Source organism: Achromobacter spanius, assembly GCF_002812705.1.
GTDB lineage: Bacteria > Pseudomonadota > Gammaproteobacteria > Burkholderiales > Burkholderiaceae_B > Achromobacter > Achromobacter spanius.
The window spans coordinates 1,678,042-1,694,672 of sequence record NZ_CP025030.1; the positions used below are offsets into that span (position 1 = coordinate 1,678,042).

17 protein-coding genes are annotated in these 16,631 nt (G+C 64.2%); 6 read left to right on the plus strand and 11 right to left on the minus strand.

What is annotated here, in order from left to right:
- Window positions 1–27: 27 nt before the first annotated feature.
- Both gatA and gatC read right to left on the minus strand, forming a co-directional pair.
- Window positions 28–1,554 carry an Asp-tRNA(Asn)/Glu-tRNA(Gln) amidotransferase subunit GatA gene (gene gatA, locus CVS48_RS07620; RefSeq protein ID WP_100853919.1) on the minus strand — a complete coding sequence of 509 codons (1,527 nt, stop codon included), beginning with the start codon at window positions 1,552–1,554 and terminating at the stop codon, window positions 28–30.
- Between the two features lie 3 nt (window positions 1,555–1,557).
- Window positions 1,558–1,866, minus strand: a complete 309-nt coding sequence (gene gatC, locus CVS48_RS07625; protein ID WP_100853920.1) for an Asp-tRNA(Asn)/Glu-tRNA(Gln) amidotransferase subunit GatC — start codon at window positions 1,864–1,866, stop codon at window positions 1,558–1,560.
- A 227-nt stretch (window positions 1,867–2,093) separates the two neighbouring features.
- On the opposite strand from gatC, the gene CVS48_RS07630 reads away from it, so the two are divergent.
- The 5 genes from CVS48_RS07630 (at window position 2,094) to rodA (ending at window position 7,730) form a co-directional block, all read left to right on the plus strand.
- Entirely contained in the window at window positions 2,094–3,137 is a 1,044-nt protein-coding gene (locus tag CVS48_RS07630; RefSeq protein ID WP_006216320.1) for a rod shape-determining protein, read from the plus strand.
- Window positions 3,138–3,221: 84 nt separating this feature from the next.
- Complete coding sequence (mreC, locus tag CVS48_RS07635; protein WP_100853921.1) at window positions 3,222–4,106, plus strand: rod shape-determining protein MreC; 885 nt, start codon at window positions 3,222–3,224, stop codon at window positions 4,104–4,106.
- Window positions 4,093–4,653, plus strand: a complete 561-nt coding sequence (mreD, locus tag CVS48_RS07640; protein WP_100853922.1) for a rod shape-determining protein MreD — start codon at window positions 4,093–4,095, stop codon at window positions 4,651–4,653. The genes mreC and mreD overlap by 14 nt, the downstream gene beginning before the upstream one ends.
- 15 nt (window positions 4,654–4,668) lie before the next feature.
- Window positions 4,669–6,597, plus strand: coding sequence for a penicillin-binding protein 2 (mrdA, locus tag CVS48_RS07645; protein ID WP_100853923.1), 1,929 nt, complete (start codon window positions 4,669–4,671; stop codon window positions 6,595–6,597).
- Window positions 6,594–7,730, plus strand: coding sequence for a rod shape-determining protein RodA (gene rodA, locus CVS48_RS07650; protein ID WP_100853924.1), 1,137 nt, complete (start codon window positions 6,594–6,596; stop codon window positions 7,728–7,730). Before mrdA ends, rodA begins: the two co-directional genes overlap by 4 nt.
- 133 nt (window positions 7,731–7,863) lie before the next feature.
- Here rodA and CVS48_RS07655 read toward each other — a convergent pair whose 3' ends face one another.
- The 5 genes from CVS48_RS07655 to argB all read right to left on the minus strand — a co-directional run bounded on the left by CVS48_RS07655 (window position 7,864) and on the right by argB (window position 13,005).
- A complete protein-coding gene (locus CVS48_RS07655; RefSeq protein ID WP_100853925.1) occupies window positions 7,864–8,913 on the minus strand; it encodes an Ldh family oxidoreductase in 1,050 nt (349 codons plus the stop codon).
- Window positions 8,914–8,925: 12 nt separating this feature from the next.
- On the minus strand, window positions 8,926–10,419 hold the full coding sequence (locus CVS48_RS07660; protein ID WP_100853926.1) for a DASS family sodium-coupled anion symporter: 1,494 nt from the start codon (window positions 10,417–10,419) through the stop codon (window positions 8,926–8,928).
- 304 nt (window positions 10,420–10,723) lie between these two features.
- Window positions 10,724–11,299 (minus strand): nucleoid occlusion factor SlmA, encoded by a 576-nt coding sequence (slmA, locus tag CVS48_RS07665; RefSeq protein WP_046803065.1) that lies wholly within the window; start codon window positions 11,297–11,299, stop codon window positions 10,724–10,726.
- A gap of 57 nt (window positions 11,300–11,356) precedes the next feature.
- Window positions 11,357–12,103 (minus strand): pyrimidine 5'-nucleotidase, encoded by a 747-nt coding sequence (locus CVS48_RS07670; RefSeq protein ID WP_050446214.1) that lies wholly within the window; start codon window positions 12,101–12,103, stop codon window positions 11,357–11,359.
- Entirely contained in the window at window positions 12,103–13,005 is a 903-nt protein-coding gene (gene argB / locus CVS48_RS07675; protein ID WP_006216311.1) for an acetylglutamate kinase, read from the minus strand. The genes CVS48_RS07670 and argB overlap by 1 nt, the downstream gene beginning before the upstream one ends.
- Before the next feature lie 263 nt (window positions 13,006–13,268).
- Between argB and CVS48_RS07680 the strand changes: the two genes are divergently transcribed.
- Window positions 13,269–14,057 carry a MetQ/NlpA family ABC transporter substrate-binding protein gene (locus CVS48_RS07680; protein WP_100853927.1) on the plus strand — a complete coding sequence of 263 codons (789 nt, stop codon included), beginning with the start codon at window positions 13,269–13,271 and terminating at the stop codon, window positions 14,055–14,057.
- Window positions 14,058–14,194: 137 nt separating this feature from the next.
- On the opposite strand, the gene CVS48_RS07685 is transcribed toward CVS48_RS07680, so the two are convergent.
- The 4 genes from CVS48_RS07685 to CVS48_RS07700 form a co-directional block, all read right to left on the minus strand.
- Window positions 14,195–14,689, minus strand: coding sequence for a peroxiredoxin family protein (locus tag CVS48_RS07685; protein WP_100853928.1), 495 nt, complete (start codon window positions 14,687–14,689; stop codon window positions 14,195–14,197).
- A complete protein-coding gene (locus CVS48_RS07690) occupies window positions 14,686–15,429 on the minus strand; it encodes a BON domain-containing protein (RefSeq protein ID WP_100853929.1) in 744 nt (247 codons plus the stop codon). The genes CVS48_RS07685 and CVS48_RS07690 overlap by 4 nt, the downstream gene beginning before the upstream one ends.
- On the minus strand, window positions 15,426–16,019 hold the full coding sequence (locus CVS48_RS07695) for a phosphoheptose isomerase (protein ID WP_013396736.1): 594 nt from the start codon (window positions 16,017–16,019) through the stop codon (window positions 15,426–15,428). The genes CVS48_RS07690 and CVS48_RS07695 overlap by 4 nt, the downstream gene beginning before the upstream one ends.
- A 100-nt stretch (window positions 16,020–16,119) precedes the next feature.
- Entirely contained in the window at window positions 16,120–16,602 is a 483-nt protein-coding gene (locus CVS48_RS07700; protein ID WP_100853930.1) for a YraN family protein, read from the minus strand.
- Window positions 16,603–16,631 lie beyond the last annotated feature (29 nt).

The window sequence follows — 16,631 nt, forward strand, 5'->3', positions numbered from 1 at the left end:
TCGGACGTAAGGGGCGTGGGGGCATCATCACAGCGGGGACCGCTTGTGCCAGTCCGAGACTTGTTGGTAGCGGTCGGCGATGGCCAGGAGCCTGCCTTCATCGAAGTAGTTGCCGATGATCTGCAGGCCGACCGGACGCTTGCCGTTGTCGCCGCCAAAGCCGCAGGGGATCGACATTGCGGGCAAACCGGCCAGGCTCACGCCCAACGTGTAGACGTCGGCCAGCCAGTCGGCGGTGGGGTCGTCGCGGTTGTCGCCGATGTTCTTGGCGACCGACGGCGTGACCGGGCCCATGATGACGTCGCACTGGTCGGCGTAGGCGCGCTGGAAATCTTGCGCGATCAGACGGCGCAGGCGCTGTGCCTGCAAATAATAGGCGTCGTAGTAACCGTGGGACAGCACGTACGTGCCGATCAGGATGCGGCGCTTGACCTCGTCGCCGAAGCCTTCGGCGCGCGAGCGGCTGATCATCTCGTTCAAATCGCCGTATTGCTTGGTGCGGTGGCCGTAGCGCACGCCGTCATAGCGGGCCAGGTTGCTGGACGCTTCCGCCGGGGCAATGACGTAGTACGCCGGGATGGCCAGTTCCGTGCGGGGCAGGGAGACCGGCACGCGCACGGCGCCCAGCGCTTCGAACTGGGCCAGCGCGGCTTCCACCGCGGCGGCCACATCGGCCGCCAGGCCGGCGCCGAAATATTCTTCGGGCACGCCGATGCGCAGGCCCTTCAGGGGCTGGCTGCCGGCAGCGTCGAACTTTCCTTGCGCGGCGTCGAAGTCGCGGCGGACGCGGCCGGGCTCGTTCACGGCGGCATCGCACTTTTCAAGGCTGGTGGCGTCGCGCGGATCAAAGCCGCTGATGACGTCCAGCAGTTCAAGCAGGTCGCGGCTGCTTTGCGCCAACGGGCCTGCCTGGTCCAGGCTGGATCCGAAAGCCACCATGCCATAGCGCGACACGGTGCCGTAGGTGGGCTTGATGCCGCTGACGCCGCACAGCGCGGCGGGCTGGCGCACCGAACCGCCGGTGTCGGTGCCGGTGGCGGCGGCCACCAGGCGCGCGGCCACCGCGGCGGCCGAGCCACCCGACGACCCGCCCGGAACGGCGGCGTGGTCCCAGGGGTTCTTCACGACGCCGTAGGCGGAATTCTCGTTGCCGGAGCCCATGGCGAATTCGTCGCAGTTGAGCTTGCCGATGGACACGGCGCCCGCCAAGCCCAGGCGCTCGACAACGGTGGCGTCGAACGGGCTGACGTAGCCGTCCAGCATCTTGCTGCCGGCGGTGGTGCGCCAGCCGCGGGTCACGAAAGCGTCTTTGTGGGCGATGGGCACGCCGGCCAAGGGGCCGGCCGAACCGTCGGCCAGGGCGGCGTCGGCGGCGCGGGCCTGGGCCAGCGTCAATTCAGCGTCAATATGTAAAAAGCAATTCAGGCCGCTGGCCGCATCGGCGGCCGCCAAGGCGCTTTGCGCCAGTTCGACGGCGCTGACCTGGCGTTGGGCGAGGGCCGCGCGCAAGGCGGCGATCCCCTCGAATTGGGTATGCAAGGCAGGTTTTGTCATGGCTTAGTCGAGGACTTTAGGAACCAGGAACAAGCCTTCCTGGGCGTCGGGGGCATTGGCCAGCAGCGCCTGGCGGCGGGCCTCGGAGCTGGCCTCCGTCACGGCGTCTTCACGCAGGCGCAGCACAATGTCCTCATGGGCGGACAGGGGGTGGGCCAGCGGTTCGACGCCTTGGGTGTCGACGGACTGAAGCCGTTCTATCAAGTGGAGAATGCCGTTAAGCTCCGCCTGCGCAAGTGTGCGCTGGTCGGGGGTCAATTCGATTCTGGCCAGCCGGGCAATGCGGGCCACATCTGTGTCATTAAGCGCCATAGGGATTGCAAAATCGATAAGCGAAGGCCGAAGGGCGGGACTGGGCAGTATGCATGCGCCGAACCCGTTACAAAGCTTGAATAGCCTGCATTTATGCGCTATTTCCGGTGAAATTATAAGTTATGATTCACGGTTTAATCGCCGTGATGACAGGCGGACCCGACCTTTTTCGGGCCATACGCCCCCCGGCATGAACCCAATTCCCCCCAGAATTTAGCTGAGCTCCCATGTTCGGATTCCTGCGCAGTTATTTTTCCAGCGATATGGCGATCGACCTCGGTACCGCCAATACGCTGATTTACGTCCGCGGCAAGGGCATCGTGCTCGATGAGCCCTCCGTGGTCGCAATCCGTCATGAAGGCGGGCCTCACGGCAAAAAGATCATCCAGGCCGTCGGCCACGAAGCCAAGCAGATGCTCGGCCGAGTTCCCGGCAATATTGAGGCCATCCGGCCCATGAAGGACGGCGTTATCGCCGACTTCACGGTCACCGAACAGATGCTCAAGCAGTTCATTCGCATGGTGCACCCCCGCAACATGCTGGCGCCCAGCCCGCGGATCATCGTCTGCGTGCCTTGCGGCTCCACCCAGGTTGAACGCCGCGCCATCCGCGAATCGGCCTTGGGCGCGGGCGCGTCCCACGTCTTCCTGATCGAAGAACCCATGGCCGCGGCCATCGGCGCCGGCCTGGCCGTGTCCGACGCCAGCGGCTCCATGGTCGTCGACATCGGCGGTGGCACCACGGAAGTGGCGGTCATCTCGCTGGGCGGCATGGTCTACAAGGGTTCCGTGCGCGTCGGCGGCGACAAGTTCGACGAGGCCATCGTCAACTACATCCGCCGCAACTACGGCATGCTGATCGGCGAACCCACGGCTGAATTGATCAAGAAGGAAATCGGCTCGGCATTCCCGGGTTCCGAAGTCCGCGAGATCGAAGTCAAGGGCCGCAATCTGGCCGAAGGCGTGCCGCGCAGCTTCACGGTCTCGTCCAACGAGATCCTGGAATCGCTGACCGATCCGCTGAACCAGATCGTCTCCGCCGTAAAGATCGCACTGGAACAAACCCCGCCGGAACTCGGCGCCGACATCACCGACAAGGGCATCGCCCTGACCGGTGGCGGCGCGCTGCTGCGCGATCTTGATCGCCTGCTGCAGGAAGAAACCGGCCTGCCCGTCGTGGTGGCCGACGACCCCCTGACCTGCGTCGTGCGTGGTTGCGGCGAGGCGCTGGAACACCTTGAGAAACTGGGCGCCATCTTCATCAACGACTAATACCGCCCGCCAGCCCGGAGCCCCGCTTTTTTCCGGCTCCGGCCGCTGCGGGGGCTACGGACGCGGGCGTCCGGGCTGAGATTCATGCAACGACAAGGGACCCCCCCCCTATTCAGGCGCGGCCCACCTGCGGAGGTGCGGCTGGTCGTTCTGGTCGTCCTTGCTTTGGTTCTGATCATCATGGATTCGCAATGGCGCATGCTGGAACCGGCGCGCCGTACGATTGCCGTGGCGCTGTACCCGTTCCAGCGCGCCGTCATGGCGCCGCGCGATCTGGTCCAGCAGGTCAACGAGTGGGTCAACGCGGCCAACCTCATCCGCAGTGAAAACGAAGCCTTGCAGCGCCAGCGCATCGAGCTGGCGCAAGTGGCGTCGCACGCCGCGCAACTGGCCGCCGAAAACGCGCAATTGCGCCGCCTGCTGGGTGTGACCGATACCGTGGCGCAATCGGCCGTGGTGGTCGAAGTCATGTACGAACCCACCAACGCGTTCACGCAACGGCTGGTGTTCAACAAGGGCAGCAAGGCGGGCTTGGCGCCGGGCATGCCGGTTATCGACGAAGGCGGCGTGGTCGGCCAGATCGTGCGCGTGACGCCGATGACGGCCGAAGCCGCCCTGGTTACCGATGAGCAAGTGTCCATTCCCGTGCAATTGCTGCGCAACGGCCTGCGCCTGATCGCGTTCGGGGGCAATTCGCCCGGCAAGATGGAAGTTCGTTACCTTGCCGCCAATGCCGACATCAAGGAAGGCGATACTATCGTCACCAGCGGCGTCGGCGGTCTGTTTCCCGCCGGCCTGCCCGTGGCCAAAGTGACTTCGGTCGAACGCGACACCGCTTCCGGTTTCGCCCGCGCCGTATGTGAACCGCTGGCCCACCCCGAACGCTATCGCCACTTCCTGGTCTTGCAGGTGGATGTGGCCCGCGCCGAGTCCAACCGTCAGGAGGTCGATTCCGGTGGATCGGACTAATCAATCGCAACCCAGGCGCCGTCTGGGCACGCCCAGCAACGTACACCCCGACCGCCTTTCCGGGCCGGCACACGGCGTGTTTGTCTGGGGGACAGTGCTGCTGGTGTGGCTGGTGTCGTTGCTGCCTTGGCGGTTGTGGCAGGGCGCGCCCGATGTGCTGCTGCTGATCATCGCCTTCTGGTGCGTGCACGAACCGCGCCGCGTCGGTCTCTTCACCGCGTTCTTCTTCGGCTTGCTGATGGACGTGCACGACGCAGGCCTGCTGGGCGAACATGCCTTGTCCTACACCCTGGTCGCCTATGGCGCCGTGGTGCTGCATCGCCGGCTGCAACGGTTCGATCTCTGGAGCCAGGCGATGCACATGCTGCCCGTGTTCTTCGTCGCCCGTTTCCTGACGCAGATCATCCACGCCTGGCTGGCGGGAAAGTGGCCGGGCTGGGACTGGTGCATCAGCGTGGCCATCACGGCCGCCTTGTGGCCGTTGGCGGGCTGGGTCCTGCATCTGCCGCAGCGTGGCGCCGACGACGCTGAATCCTCCTCCGCCTGATGGCGGCGATGCCTGATGTTTGAATTCAAGAAAACCGGCCAGCAGCAAAAGCAGCGCTTCCGCCTGCGTGCCTGGGTGGGCGGCGTGTTCGCCCTGGTGTGCTTCGGCGTGCTGATCGGCCGGTTCTGGTATTTGCAGGTCGACCGTTACGAAGGCCTGTCCGAACGCGCGGACCGCAACCGTATCGCGGTGGTGCCGATTCCGCCTCGGCGCGGCGAGATCCTGGACCGCAACGGCGAAGTCCTGGCGCGCAACTACCGCACCTACACGCTGGAAGTGGTGCCGGCCCATGCCGGCAACATGAACGAGCTGTTCGAGCGCCTGACCGAAGTCGTCTACATCAGCCCGGCGGATCAACGCCGCTTCAAGCGACGCGCGGCGGAATCCAGCCGTTACGCCAGCCTGCTCTTGCGCAACAACCTGAATGACACCGAGGCGGCCTGGTTCGCCGCGCACGCTTTCCAGTTTCCGGGTGTGGAATTGCGGGCGCGCTGGGTGCGCGAATATCCGCAAGGCGTGTCGGCCGCGCACGTGGTCGGCTATATCGGCCGCATCGCCGAAGGCGACAACGAAGAGCTCGAGCGTGCCGGCCAGTTGGGCAACTACCGTGGCACCGACGTCATCGGCAAGAAAGGCATCGAAAAGACCTGGGAAGAGCAACTGCATGGCCGCACCGGCCTGGAAGAGGTCGAAGTCACCGCCGGCGGCCGCCCCATGCGCACGCTGCGGCGGATTGATCCGGTGCCGGGGTCGGACATCATGCTGTCCATCGACCTGGGCCTGCAGAAGGTAGCCGAAGAAGCCTTCGGGACGCAGCGCGGCGCGCTGGTCGCCATTGACCCGGACACGGGCGAAGTGCTGGCCTTTGTGTCGCAGCCCTCATTCGATCCCAACCTGTTCGTGGACGGCATTGATGTCGATAACTGGCGCATGCTTAACGAATCGCCGGACCATCCGCTGATCAACCGCCCGCTTTACGGCACCTACCCCATCGGCTCTACCTACAAGCCGTTCGTGGGCCTGGCGGCCCTGGAACTCGGCAAGCGCCGCGCAACGGACCGTATCTCGGACCCCGGCTACTACGAATTCGGCGGACAGAAGTTTCGTAACGCGGGCGGCGCGGCCTACGGCATGACGGATATGCACAAGGCCATCGTGGTGTCGTCCGACACCTACTTTTATTCGCTTGGCCCCGAGATCGGCGTCAACGCCTTGCATGATTTCACCAAGCAGTTCGGCTTTGGCCAGATCACCGGCATCGACCTGGAAGGCGAGAAGCGTGGCGTGTTGCCGTCCACCGACTGGAAGCGCGCGGCCTACAAGGACAAGGACCGCCAGCGCTGGTACGCGGGCGAAACCATTTCGGTGGCCGTGGGCCAGGGCTACAACTCATTTACTTTGTTGCAACTGGCGCAGGGCACCTCGACCTTGGCCAACAATGGCCTGTTCCGCCGCCCGCACCTGGTGCACGCGGTGCGCGACTCGCGCACCGGCGTCGCCAAGCCCACCGTGTCCGTGCCCGACTACCGCATCCCGCTCAAGCAGGCCAACGTGGATGTGATCAAGAACGCCATGGCTGACGTGGTGCGCTCCGGCACGGCGCGCCGCGCGTTCGCCAACACGCCTTACCAGGCCGCCGGCAAAACCGGCACCGCCCAGGTGTTCAGCCTGCGCGGCGGCCATTACCGCGCCAGCGCCATCGACGAACGTCTGCGCGACCACGCGCTGTTCATGGGCTTCGCGCCGCTGGAGCACCCTCGCATTGCCGTGTCCCTGATTGTCGAGAACGCCGGCTGGGGCGCCAGCGTGGCCGCGCCGGTGGCGCGCAAGGTCTTCGACTATTGGCTCGCCAAAGACCGCCAGGACCGCATCGTGAGGCCCGATCGCGGCGACCCCCTGGCGTCCGTCGAAACCATTACCGACGAAGTGGTGCGCCAACAATGAAACGCCTTGGCCTCATCCTGCTGCGCATTTTCACGGCGTTCGACTGGCCGCTGCTGGCCATCCTGCTGATGTTCGCGGCGCTGGGCCTGACCGTCATGCATTCGGCGGTGGGTGGCACCGATTGGCGTTTCGCCGAGCAATCGCGCAACTTCATCATCGCGTTTTTTGCGATGTGGACCATGGCGCTGATTCCGCCCAAGTGGCTGATGAAGCTGGCCTTGCCGTTTTACGTGGTGGGCGTGGTGTTGCTGCTGGGTGTGGAGTTCTTTGGCGAAACCAGCAAGGGCGCGACGCGGTGGCTGGATTTGGGCGTGACCCGGATCCAACCGTCCGAGATGATGAAGATTGCCGTGCCGATGATGCTGGCCTGGTATTTCCAGCGCCACGAAGGCGCCGTGCGCATCCGCGATTTCCTGGCCGCCGCCGCGATGCTGGCCGCGCCTTTCGGGTTGATCGTGTTGCAGCCTGACCTGGGCACGGCGCTGCTGGTGTTCGGCGCCGGCTTTTTCGTGATCTATTTCGCGGGCCTGTCGTTCAAGCTGTTGGTACCGGTCATGCTGGCTGGCATCATCGGCATCGGCACGCTGGTGTACTACGAAGACCAGCTTTGCGAACCAGACGTGAACTGGGTCGTGCTGCACGACTACCAGAAGCACCGCGTCTGCACGCTGCTGAACCCCAGCTCCGACCCCTTGGGCAAGGGCTTCCACACGATTCAATCGATGATCGCGGTGGGATCGGGCGGCGTGTACGGCAAGGGCTACATGAAGGGCACGCAGACCCATCTGGACTTTATTCCCGAACGCACCACCGACTTCATCTTCGCCGTCTACGCCGAGGAATTCGGCCTGTACGGCGGCATTGCGATCTTGGTGCTGTACGGCCTGATGATGGCGCGCGGCCTGACGATCGCGTCCCGCGCATCATCGCAGTTCGGCCGGCTACTGGCCGGCGCGCTGACGATGATGCTGTTCATATACGTGTTCGTGAACGTCGGGATGGTGACGGGCATCCTGCCGGTTGTCGGCGTACCCTTGCCATTCATGAGTTACGGCGGGACCGCGCTATTCACGATGGGCATCGCGTTCGGCATCATGATGAGCATCAGCCGACACCGATCCACCAAAACCTGACACCGCGCGCCGCGCGGTGGAAGGCGCGGGATGGCGCGGGATGGCGTAGGATGGGTGCAGCGCGCCACCCCCTACCCAAAAACGCCATCCTCCGTCGCGCGAAACCCATCATCTCCGCAAGCACGATCCCCCCTCAAGGCAACGCCTCAGGCACCCCCAAATCCGTCGCCAGCTTCGTCAGCCCGTCCCAGATCCGGCTGTCGAACTCGACCGAATCCGCATTCACCGCCCGATTCCGGGCTTCGTATTCCCCCGGATACTGCACGCTTTCCACACCCGGTTGCGGCTTGCAGGCGTGCAAATAATCGATGAACGCACCCACTTCCATCGAGCGCCAGTCCGTATTGAAGTCCACCTGCGGATCCAGCAGCAGCGCGAACATATTGTTCGTCGCCACGCCGTTGCGCGGGTGTTCGGGCTGGATCGTGCCGCCGCCTGACAACACACCCGCCAGCAGTTCGGCCACCAGGCCCAGCGCGTAGCCCTTGTGGCCGCCAAAGGGCAGCAGGGCGCCCGGCGGGTCGGCGAACAGCGCGCCGGGGTCCGTCGTGGGGTTGCCGTCCGCGTCGATCAGCGACCCGGGCGGTGCCTGTTCGCCCTTGGCCGCCAGCACCCGCGCCTTGTTCACGGCGATGGAACTCGTCGCCATGTCCACGATGAAGGGCGCGCGCCCACCGGGCAGCGGCCCGGCAAAGCACAGCGGGTTGGTGGTCAGGCAGGCTTGCGCGCCGCCAAACGGCGCCACGGTGGGCGCGCGGTTGATCACGTTGGTGAACGCCAGCAGGATCAGGCCCTTGGCCGCCACCATTTCGCCAAAGTGGCCCATGCGGCCCAGGTGATGGCTGTGGCGCAGGGTCACGATGCACTGCCCGTGTTCCTGCGTGCGTTCGATGGCTTTTTCGATGACGACCTTGCCCACATATTGGCCCAGGCCGTGGTGGCCGTCATAGGCCAGCATGGCGCCGCGGTCATTGACCAGTTCAGGGCGCCCATCCGCCTGCGCCAGTCCCTGGGACAGCACGCGGCGATAGTTGGTCAGGATCGACAGGCCGTGGCTGGTGTAGCCGACCCGGTCGGACTCCACCAGGTGTTCGGCCACGTCGCGCGCGATGTCTTCCGGCACGCCTTGTGCCATCAGCACGCGGCGGCCGTATTCATTGGCTTGGGCTAACGAGAGTTTCATGACGCGTTCTCCTTACAGCCAGCCGAGCCAGCGCCAGTAGGTCATGCCCATCAGCAGCATCAGCAGGTAGCCAACGATGGTGACGATGATGCCGACTTTCGCGAACTGCTTGGCGTTGAAGGTTTCCGTGCCCAGGCACACCATGTTCTGCGGTGCGTTGATCGGCAGGATGAAGCCGTAGCTGACGACAAAGCCCAGCAGCATCGTCATGCCCAGGCGGCTGAAATCGCCGGGCAGCGTGGCCAGCACCGAGATCAGGATGGGCAGCATGGCCGAGGTCAGCGCGGTGGCGCTGGCAAAGCCCAGGTGGATGATGATCAGGAAGGCGGCCAGCACGGCGAAGATGGCCAGCGGCCCAAGATGGTCCAGCCCGGTGTGCGCAACCACCTGGTTGCCCAGCCATTGGCCGGCTTGTGTGGTCAGCAGGGCAGTGCCCAGGCTGATACCCACGCCGAACACAATCACGGTGCCCCATGGAATGCGCGACTGCACGTCTTTCCACGTCATCACGCCAAAGCGCGGCAGCAGCAGCAAGACCAGGCCGAAGTAGGTGGTCGACGTCGTGTCGAACTTGTGCAGCTTGCCTTCGGTTGCCCAGAACAGCAGCAGCATCAGCGACACACCCATCAGGCGCTTTTGCGCGCCCGTCATCGGGCCCAGTTCAATCAGCGACTTTTCGACCGCTTCCTTGCCCCCGGCGATGCTGTCGCTTTCCGGCGGCAGCAGCTTCAGCACCACGACGATCAGCACTGCCGACATGATCAGCGACCACGGGGCGCCGGCGATCAGCCAGTCCGACCACGCGACGCGCTCGCCCAGCATCTTTTCCATGAAGCCGACGGTCAGCAGGTTTTGCGCGGCGGCGGTCTGGATACCCACGTTCCAGATGCTGGTGGCTTGCGCCACGATGATCATGATGCCGGCCGCGATGTTCGAGCGCTTGTCCACGCCGAAGGCGGCGATGACGCCCATCATGATCGGCACGACGGCCGCGCTGCGCGCGGTGGCGCTGGGCACGACCAGGCTCAGCACGATCGTCACGGCAATACATCCGATCAGGATGCGGCGCGTGCTGGTGCCCACCCGCGACAGCGTGACCAGCGCAATGCGCCGGTCCAGCCCGGTGAACGTCATGGCGGCGGCAATGAACAAGGCGCCGGTGACCAGCGCCAGCGCCGAGTTGGCAAAGCCCGTGAGCGCCATGCTGATGGCGGCGGACGTGCCATACAGCACGTTCGGGTCTTTGATTGTCGGAGCCGTGCCCAGCAGGAAAGCCATCAGCGTCGTGATCATGATCGCGCTGGCTTCGTAAGACACGGCTTCGGTAATCCAGACCACCACGGCGAATGCCAGGATAGCCAGCATGCGGTGGCCCGCAACCGGCAGGTCGGCGGGCAGGGGCATCATCAGCACCCCGATCATCACCAAGACGCCGGCGATGAGTCCGATGGGTATTTTTACTTTCTTGGGGGCTTGCGAGGCAGGGACAGCGGCTGGCGCGGTCATATCCATCTCCGGTTGAGGTCAAACCGCCGACACACTTCCCGCGAGCACGGGTTTATCTAATTCGATGTGTCGACGCTACAGGACGATCGTGACGGCATTGAGGAAAACCCGCATTGATGTGGATCAAGCTGATGGAAATCTGGGCTTGAGCAAACCCATCCGGGGCATTATGCTCGACCGCCTTTGTTGGTCGCAAGCCGGCACTGTTGCATGAATGCACACGAATTGTGCCAGCGCCCTGCGGTGTTGGCACCTGATTTCTACTTGAATTCGTTCGTGTTATGCCGCTAATGGGGGGCGTCGCTTAGCCCAGCGCCAGGCGCAGTTGTTCGTCCAGGTGCAGCGTCGGCGCTACGCGCCAGCCGCTTTGCGCATAGCGCAGCCAGCGGCCCAACACCAGATGCGTCAGCAGGCTGGCGTGCGCGGCCACATTGGCGTCCGCCGGCAGGCCACCGTCGGTGATGGCGATGCGCAGCGATTGCTTCAGCGACGTTTCGATCCGGTCGTTGATGTGGTTGATGCGCTCTTGCAGCCGGTTGTCTTCCGTGACCAACGCGTCGCCGGTCAGCACCCGCGTCATGCCTTTGTTGCGCTCGGAAAACGTCAGCAGCATGGCCACGGTCTTGTGCGCTTGCGGCACGCCGTAGGGTTCCACGGTGGCAATCTGGTTGACCAGCGTGAAGATGCTGGTTTCGATGAATTCGATCAGCCCTTCGAACATTTGCGCCTTGCTGGCGAAATGCCGATACAGCGCGGCTTCCGACACTTGCAGGCGCGCGGCCAGCGCGGCCGTGGTGATGCGGGATGCGTGCGGTTGCTCCAGCATCTCGGCCAGGGTCTGCAGAATCTGGGTCTTGCGCTCGCCGGGTTTGCTCGCCATGGAAGGGACTGCTCTCGCGCAGGCTTGGACGGTGAAGGGAAGGGGAGGAGCGCGCCGCTATCCCCGCAGGGGACGCCGACGTAACAACAAATCACTGACGGAGTTTACCCGCAAGTCGACATAGGGCGGACGATGCGATTGGCCGCGCGAAAAGGGCGTGCCGGGGTGATACACGTGCACCGTGCGCACACCCACGCTGCGCGCGCCGCGCAGGTTGGCCAGCGTGTCTTCGACCAGCACGGCGCGGTGGGCGGGCACGCCTTCGCGGGCCAGCACGTAGCGCAGCAGCGCGGGCGACGGCTTGGGCCGGAATTCACCGTGCAGTTGCATGTGTTCGATGGCCCACAGGCTATCAAACTGGTTCAGGATGCCCAGGCGTTCCAGCACGGAACGCGCATATCGCAGCGGCGCGTTGGTCAGCAGCACCTTGCGGCCGGGCAGGCGGCGCAGCTTGTAGGCCAGCGCCTTTTCGCTACGCACCAGCGGGTTGACGTCGAAGTCGTGGCTGCGGTGCAGGAAGTCGTGCGGGTTGACGCCGTGGTGGCGCACCATGCCGATCATCGTGGCGCCGTAGCGGTGCCAGTATTGCCTGCGCAAATCGTTGGCGGTGTCGACGTCTACATTCAGCGCCTCGGCCACCGCCATGGTCATGCCCAGGTCAATCTTCGGAAAGATGGCATGCGAGGTGTCGTGCAGCGTGTTGTCCAGGTCGAACAGCCACAGGCGTTCGGAAACGCCCGTGGCCACGCGGCGCGAGCGGCGCAGGCGCACCGCCGGCCGCAACAAAAGGCGCTGTGCTCGCATCAATGCGAGCTGATCATCGTACCCACGCCTTGGTCGGTCAGGATTTCCAACAGCAGGCAGTGCGGCACGCGGCCGTCGACGATGTGCACGGAATTCACGCCGTTCTTGGCGGCGTCCAGCGCCGACGAGATCTTGGGCAGCATGCCGCCCGAGATGGTGCCGTCGGCGAAGAGCTCGTCGATGGTCTGGGCCGACAGGCTGCGCAGCAGCTTGCCCGCCTTGTCCAGCACGCCCGGGGTGTTGGTCAGCATCAAGAGCTTTTCGGCGCCCAGCACTTCGGCCATCTTGCCGGCGACGACGTCGGCGTTGATGTTGTAGGCGGTGCCGTCTTCGCCATAGCCGATGGGCGAGATCACGGGGATGAACTGGTCGTCTTGCAGGGCCTTGACCACGGCAGGCTCAACCAGCGTGATGTCGCCCACGAAGCCGATGTCGATCGGTTCGGCGGGGTTGTCCTTGTTGGCCATCAGTTTTTTCTGGGCCTGGATCAAGCCGCCGTCCTTGCCGGTCAGGCCCACGGCCTTGCCGCCGACCTCGTTGATCATCATGACGATGTCTTGCTGGACCTGGCCGCCCAGCACCCATTCAACCACTTCCATGGTTTCGGCATCGGTCACCCGCATGCCCTGGATGAAGGTGCCTTGCTTGCCGATGCGGCGCAGCGCGTCGTCGATCTGCGGACCGCCGCCGTGCACCACCACCGGGTTCAGACCCACCAGCTTGAGCAGCACGACGTCGTGCGCGAAGCTGCGCTGCAAGCGCTCTTCCGTCATGGCGTTGCCGCCGTACTTGACCACGATGGTCTTGCCGTGGAATCGTCGGATATACGGCAGTGCTTCAGACAGCACAGCGGCTTTGACAGCGGGGGACGAAACGGCAGCAGGGTCGGGGGTGTCGGTCATGGCAGCTAAGTCGGCAAATAAGTATGAGTGGTTAGAAAAAATGCCTGCACAACATCGCGTTCAAAACGCGGTAGCGCAAGCATACGCCGGATTGTAGTACCCCCGCGTTTCATATGTCTAAAACCCATGTCCATATGCCCGACAAATAACCGGCATTCAGGTAAATTGGGTGCGTTTTCCAGACAGCGGGACCCCGCACAAGGGGGTGAATCCGGCTCGCTGAGAATCAGTCCCCTATTTTCATCCTATAAAAGAGGCAACACATGCGTTTGAACTTCGTCCGGTCTGCCCTGGTGGCATCGGCCTTCCTGGTGGCGGCCCATGCCGCCCATGCAGAAAAAGTGGTGGTGGGCGCGACCCAGGTTCCCCACGCCGAAATCCTGGAAGTGGTGAAACCGCAGTTGGCCAAGCAGGGCGTCGAGCTCGATATCACCGTGTTCAGCGATTACGTGCAGCCCAACCTGCAATTGGCGGACAAGCAGTTGGATGCCAACTTCTTCCAGCACAAGCCGTATCTGGATTCCTTCAATAAAGATCGCAAGGCCACGCTGGTGCCGGTGGCGCTGGTTCACGTCGAGCCCTTTGGCGGATATTCGAAGAAGATCAAGAGCTTGACCGAGCTCAAGGACGGCGCCACGGTCGCCATCCCGAACGATCCGTCCAATGGCGGCCGCGCGCTGGTGCTGCTGCAAAAGCAGGGCGTGATCAAGCTGAAGGACCCGTCCAACATCCTGGCCACCGCCGCCGATGTGGTCGAGAACCCCAAGAAACTGAAGTTCCGCGAACTGGAAGCCGCGATGCTGCCGCGCGCGCTGGACGATGTGGATCTGGCCTTGATCAACACCAACTACGCGCTGGAAGCCGGTCTCGTCCCCACGAAGGATGCGCTGTTCATCGAGGGCGCCGATTCGCCCTACGCCAACATCCTGGTTACCCGGTCGGACAACAAGGACGCACCCGGCATCAAGAAGCTGGTTGACGCGCTGCACTCGCCCGACGTGAAGAAATTCATCCAGGAAAAGTACAAGGGCGCGGTCATTCCGGCGTTTTGAACCCGGTAGATCCCGCTTGATCCCGGCTGATTCGGCCAGGCAAAAACAAAACCGCCCATTGGGCGGTTTTGCTTTGGGGGCGGGGAACGGAGCAACTTGGAAGCGCGCAGATAACCCAATGCGCAAACCCAGCGCGATCAGCCTGCCGCCAGCGCCTTTTCCACCGTAGCGTGGAATTCGGCCACGTCGTATTCGCCCAGATAGCGCTTGATGATGTGACCCTGCTTGTCGATCAGGAAGGCGGTCGGGGTCAGCCGGATGTCGCCGAACGCGCGGGCGATATCGCCCTTGGTGTCCAGCGCGACCGGGAACGGCAGCTTGCGCTGTTCGGCGAAGTTCAGCACGAAGTTGGGCGGGTCGTAGTTCATGGCGACCGCCACGGCTTCGTAGCCCTTCGCTGCGTATTCCTTATAGGCGGCGATGGCTTCCGGCATCTGCTTCACGCAAGTGACGCAGCTGGTTGCCCAGAATTTGACCAGCACGACCTTGCCGCGCAGGTCCTGCATCGAAAAGGTTTTGCCTTCCAGCGTGGTGAAGGTGACGTCGGGCGCGGTCTGGGCAGGGCGCCAGACGAACCAGGCGCCGATACCTACCGCCACCAGGACGGCCAGGGCTACGATGGCTTTTTTCATTTGATGGGCATTGCTTCAACGCCATTGCTCGTGCCGGCCGCGTTGTTGTCGCTGGGTGCTGCGCCGGCGCCGCTTTGAATAGGCGCTTTGGTTTCTGTGGAGGCGTCCCGGGTGCTGCTGTTGGACAGCCGGATCGCTTCTTCGCGGCTGATGGTCTCGAACAGTTTAACCACCTTGACCACGCCACCGACATCCGCCGTGGCGTTGGCCGCGTAGTCGCCTTCGGCCTGGGTCAGCTTGCCCATCAGGTAGACGACGCTATTGTCGGTCGTCAAGGCAATGGTGCCGGACGGCACGTACTTGGTGTTGATCAGCGCGGTCTTGACCTTGGACGTCAGCCACGTGTCGTTCGAGCGCGTGCCGAACGAGGCGATGGGGCCGACGTTCAACTGGTTGATGACCTGTTTGACGTTTTCGATGCCTTGCGCAATGGTGGTCGCTTCGGCTTTGGCCTGCTCGGAGGGCACGTCGCCCGTCAGCAGCAGGTGCCCGCCATAGGCCATGGCATTGACGCGGGCGGTGTCGCCCAGCTTTTGCGAGATCTGGCTTTGCGCCTTGAAGGCAATGTTCTGGTCTTCAAGCTGGACACCGGAGGTGCGGCGGTCGGTAACCACGACCGCCGTGGTGGCGGCCGCGCCGCCCACGATCAGCGGCGCGCATGCCGACAGCGACAGCGCGGCGGTGGACAGTGCCGCCGCGAGCATCAGGGGGCGAACTGCGGTTCTGACGTCAGAAATCATTCGGTGTCTCCAAGCAGAAGAGCGTCGATGCCGTCGCACAGCGCGTGCAGCAGCAGAATATGGACTTCCTGGATCCGCATGGTGCGGTCGCTGGGAACACATAGATGGACGTCCATCGGCGTAATGAGTTCCCCCATGACGCCGCCGCCCTTGCCCGTCAGGGCCAGCACGTGCATTTCGCGGGCGCTGGCGGCTTCCATGGCGCGCACCACGTTGGGGGAATTGCCGCTGGTCGAGATGGCCACCAGCACGTCGCCGGCCTGCCCGAAGGCGTTGACCTGGCGTTCATAGATTTCATCAAAGCCGTAGTCGTTGCCGACGGCGGTGAGAATCGAGGTGTCGGTGTTGAGCGCGATGCCCGCCAGGGGCAGGCGCTCGCGTTCGAAGCGGCCCACCAGTTCGGCGATGAAATGCTGCGCATCGGCGGCCGAGCCACCGTTGCCGCAAGCCAGAATCTTGCCGTTGTTCGCCAGGGCGCCGAATAGCACGTCGACCGCCACTGCCAGCGGTTCCGCCAGGACGTTCATACTTTGTTCGCACGCAGCCATGGCGTCGCGAAAGTGCGACGTCATACGAGAGGTCATATCCATGGGCGCGATTATCTCACGGGGCCGTCGCGCCGTTCTGTCCATGCGTAACGACTGTGCGGCACCTCGTTACCGGCGTGTCCAGACCCGGCGCGCGCCGGGGCTACGGCAGCACAAAGGCGCCGCGCAGCCACTGCGGATGGCCGGCGTCGAACACCACCGCGTCGAAGCGGGCAGGGGGCACCACCCCTTGCCAATGCCGCCGCGCCAGTTCCGGCAGCCAGTGCGCGGCCGCGCGGGCCAGCCGAGCCTGCTTGTCGCGGCCGATGCTTGCCGCCGCCCCGCCGTAGCGGGTGTGCGCACGGGCGCGGACTTCGACGAAGACCAGCGTGTTGCCGTCGCGCATGACCAGATCGATTTCACCGGCCCGCGTCCACAGGTTGCGCGCTAGCAAGACCAGGCCGCGGGCTTGCAGCAGGCGCAGCGCGGCGTCTTCGTGATGGTCGCCCCGGCGTTGCATGGGCGAGCGCCGCACCGGCGTGTCGCCAGGCGCCGCCGGCCGCCGGGTACGTCGCCGCCGTTTGTCCGCGCGGCGCCTGGCAAGCAGCGCCAGTTCGCAGGTCAGGCGCAAGATATCGTCCGTCATGCAGGCTCCGAAGATGGCGGGGATTGGCG

What these genes read in the sequence shown, in the direction of transcription:
- gatA (WP_100853919.1), bottom strand. Translation starts at nt 1,554, where the DNA reads ATGACAAAACCTGCCTTGCATACCCAATTCGAGGGGATCGCCGCCTTG.
- gatC (WP_100853920.1), bottom strand. Translation starts at nt 1,866, where the DNA reads ATGGCGCTTAATGACACAGATGTGGCCCGCATTGCCCGGCTGGCCAGA.
- CVS48_RS07630 (WP_006216320.1), top strand. Translation starts at nt 2,094, where the DNA reads ATGTTCGGATTCCTGCGCAGTTATTTTTCCAGCGATATGGCGATCGAC.
- mreC (WP_100853921.1), top strand. Translation starts at nt 3,222, where the DNA reads ATGCAACGACAAGGGACCCCCCCCCTATTCAGGCGCGGCCCACCTGCG.
- mrdA (WP_100853923.1), top strand. Translation starts at nt 4,669, where the DNA reads ATGTTTGAATTCAAGAAAACCGGCCAGCAGCAAAAGCAGCGCTTCCGC.
- rodA (WP_100853924.1), top strand. Translation starts at nt 6,594, where the DNA reads ATGAAACGCCTTGGCCTCATCCTGCTGCGCATTTTCACGGCGTTCGAC.
- CVS48_RS07655 (WP_100853925.1), bottom strand. Translation starts at nt 8,913, where the DNA reads ATGAAACTCTCGTTAGCCCAAGCCAATGAATACGGCCGCCGCGTGCTG.
- CVS48_RS07660 (WP_100853926.1), bottom strand. Translation starts at nt 10,419, where the DNA reads ATGACCGCGCCAGCCGCTGTCCCTGCCTCGCAAGCCCCCAAGAAAGTA.
- slmA (WP_046803065.1), bottom strand. Translation starts at nt 11,299, where the DNA reads ATGGCGAGCAAACCCGGCGAGCGCAAGACCCAGATTCTGCAGACCCTG.
- CVS48_RS07670 (WP_050446214.1), bottom strand. Translation starts at nt 12,103, where the DNA reads ATGCGAGCACAGCGCCTTTTGTTGCGGCCGGCGGTGCGCCTGCGCCGC.
- argB (WP_006216311.1), bottom strand. Translation starts at nt 13,005, where the DNA reads ATGACCGACACCCCCGACCCTGCTGCCGTTTCGTCCCCCGCTGTCAAA.
- CVS48_RS07680 (WP_100853927.1), top strand. Translation starts at nt 13,269, where the DNA reads ATGCGTTTGAACTTCGTCCGGTCTGCCCTGGTGGCATCGGCCTTCCTG.
- CVS48_RS07685 (WP_100853928.1), bottom strand. Translation starts at nt 14,689, where the DNA reads ATGAAAAAAGCCATCGTAGCCCTGGCCGTCCTGGTGGCGGTAGGTATC.
- CVS48_RS07690 (WP_100853929.1), bottom strand. Translation starts at nt 15,429, where the DNA reads ATGATTTCTGACGTCAGAACCGCAGTTCGCCCCCTGATGCTCGCGGCG.
- CVS48_RS07695 (WP_013396736.1), bottom strand. Translation starts at nt 16,019, where the DNA reads ATGGATATGACCTCTCGTATGACGTCGCACTTTCGCGACGCCATGGCT.
- CVS48_RS07700 (WP_100853930.1), bottom strand. Translation starts at nt 16,602, where the DNA reads ATGACGGACGATATCTTGCGCCTGACCTGCGAACTGGCGCTGCTTGCC.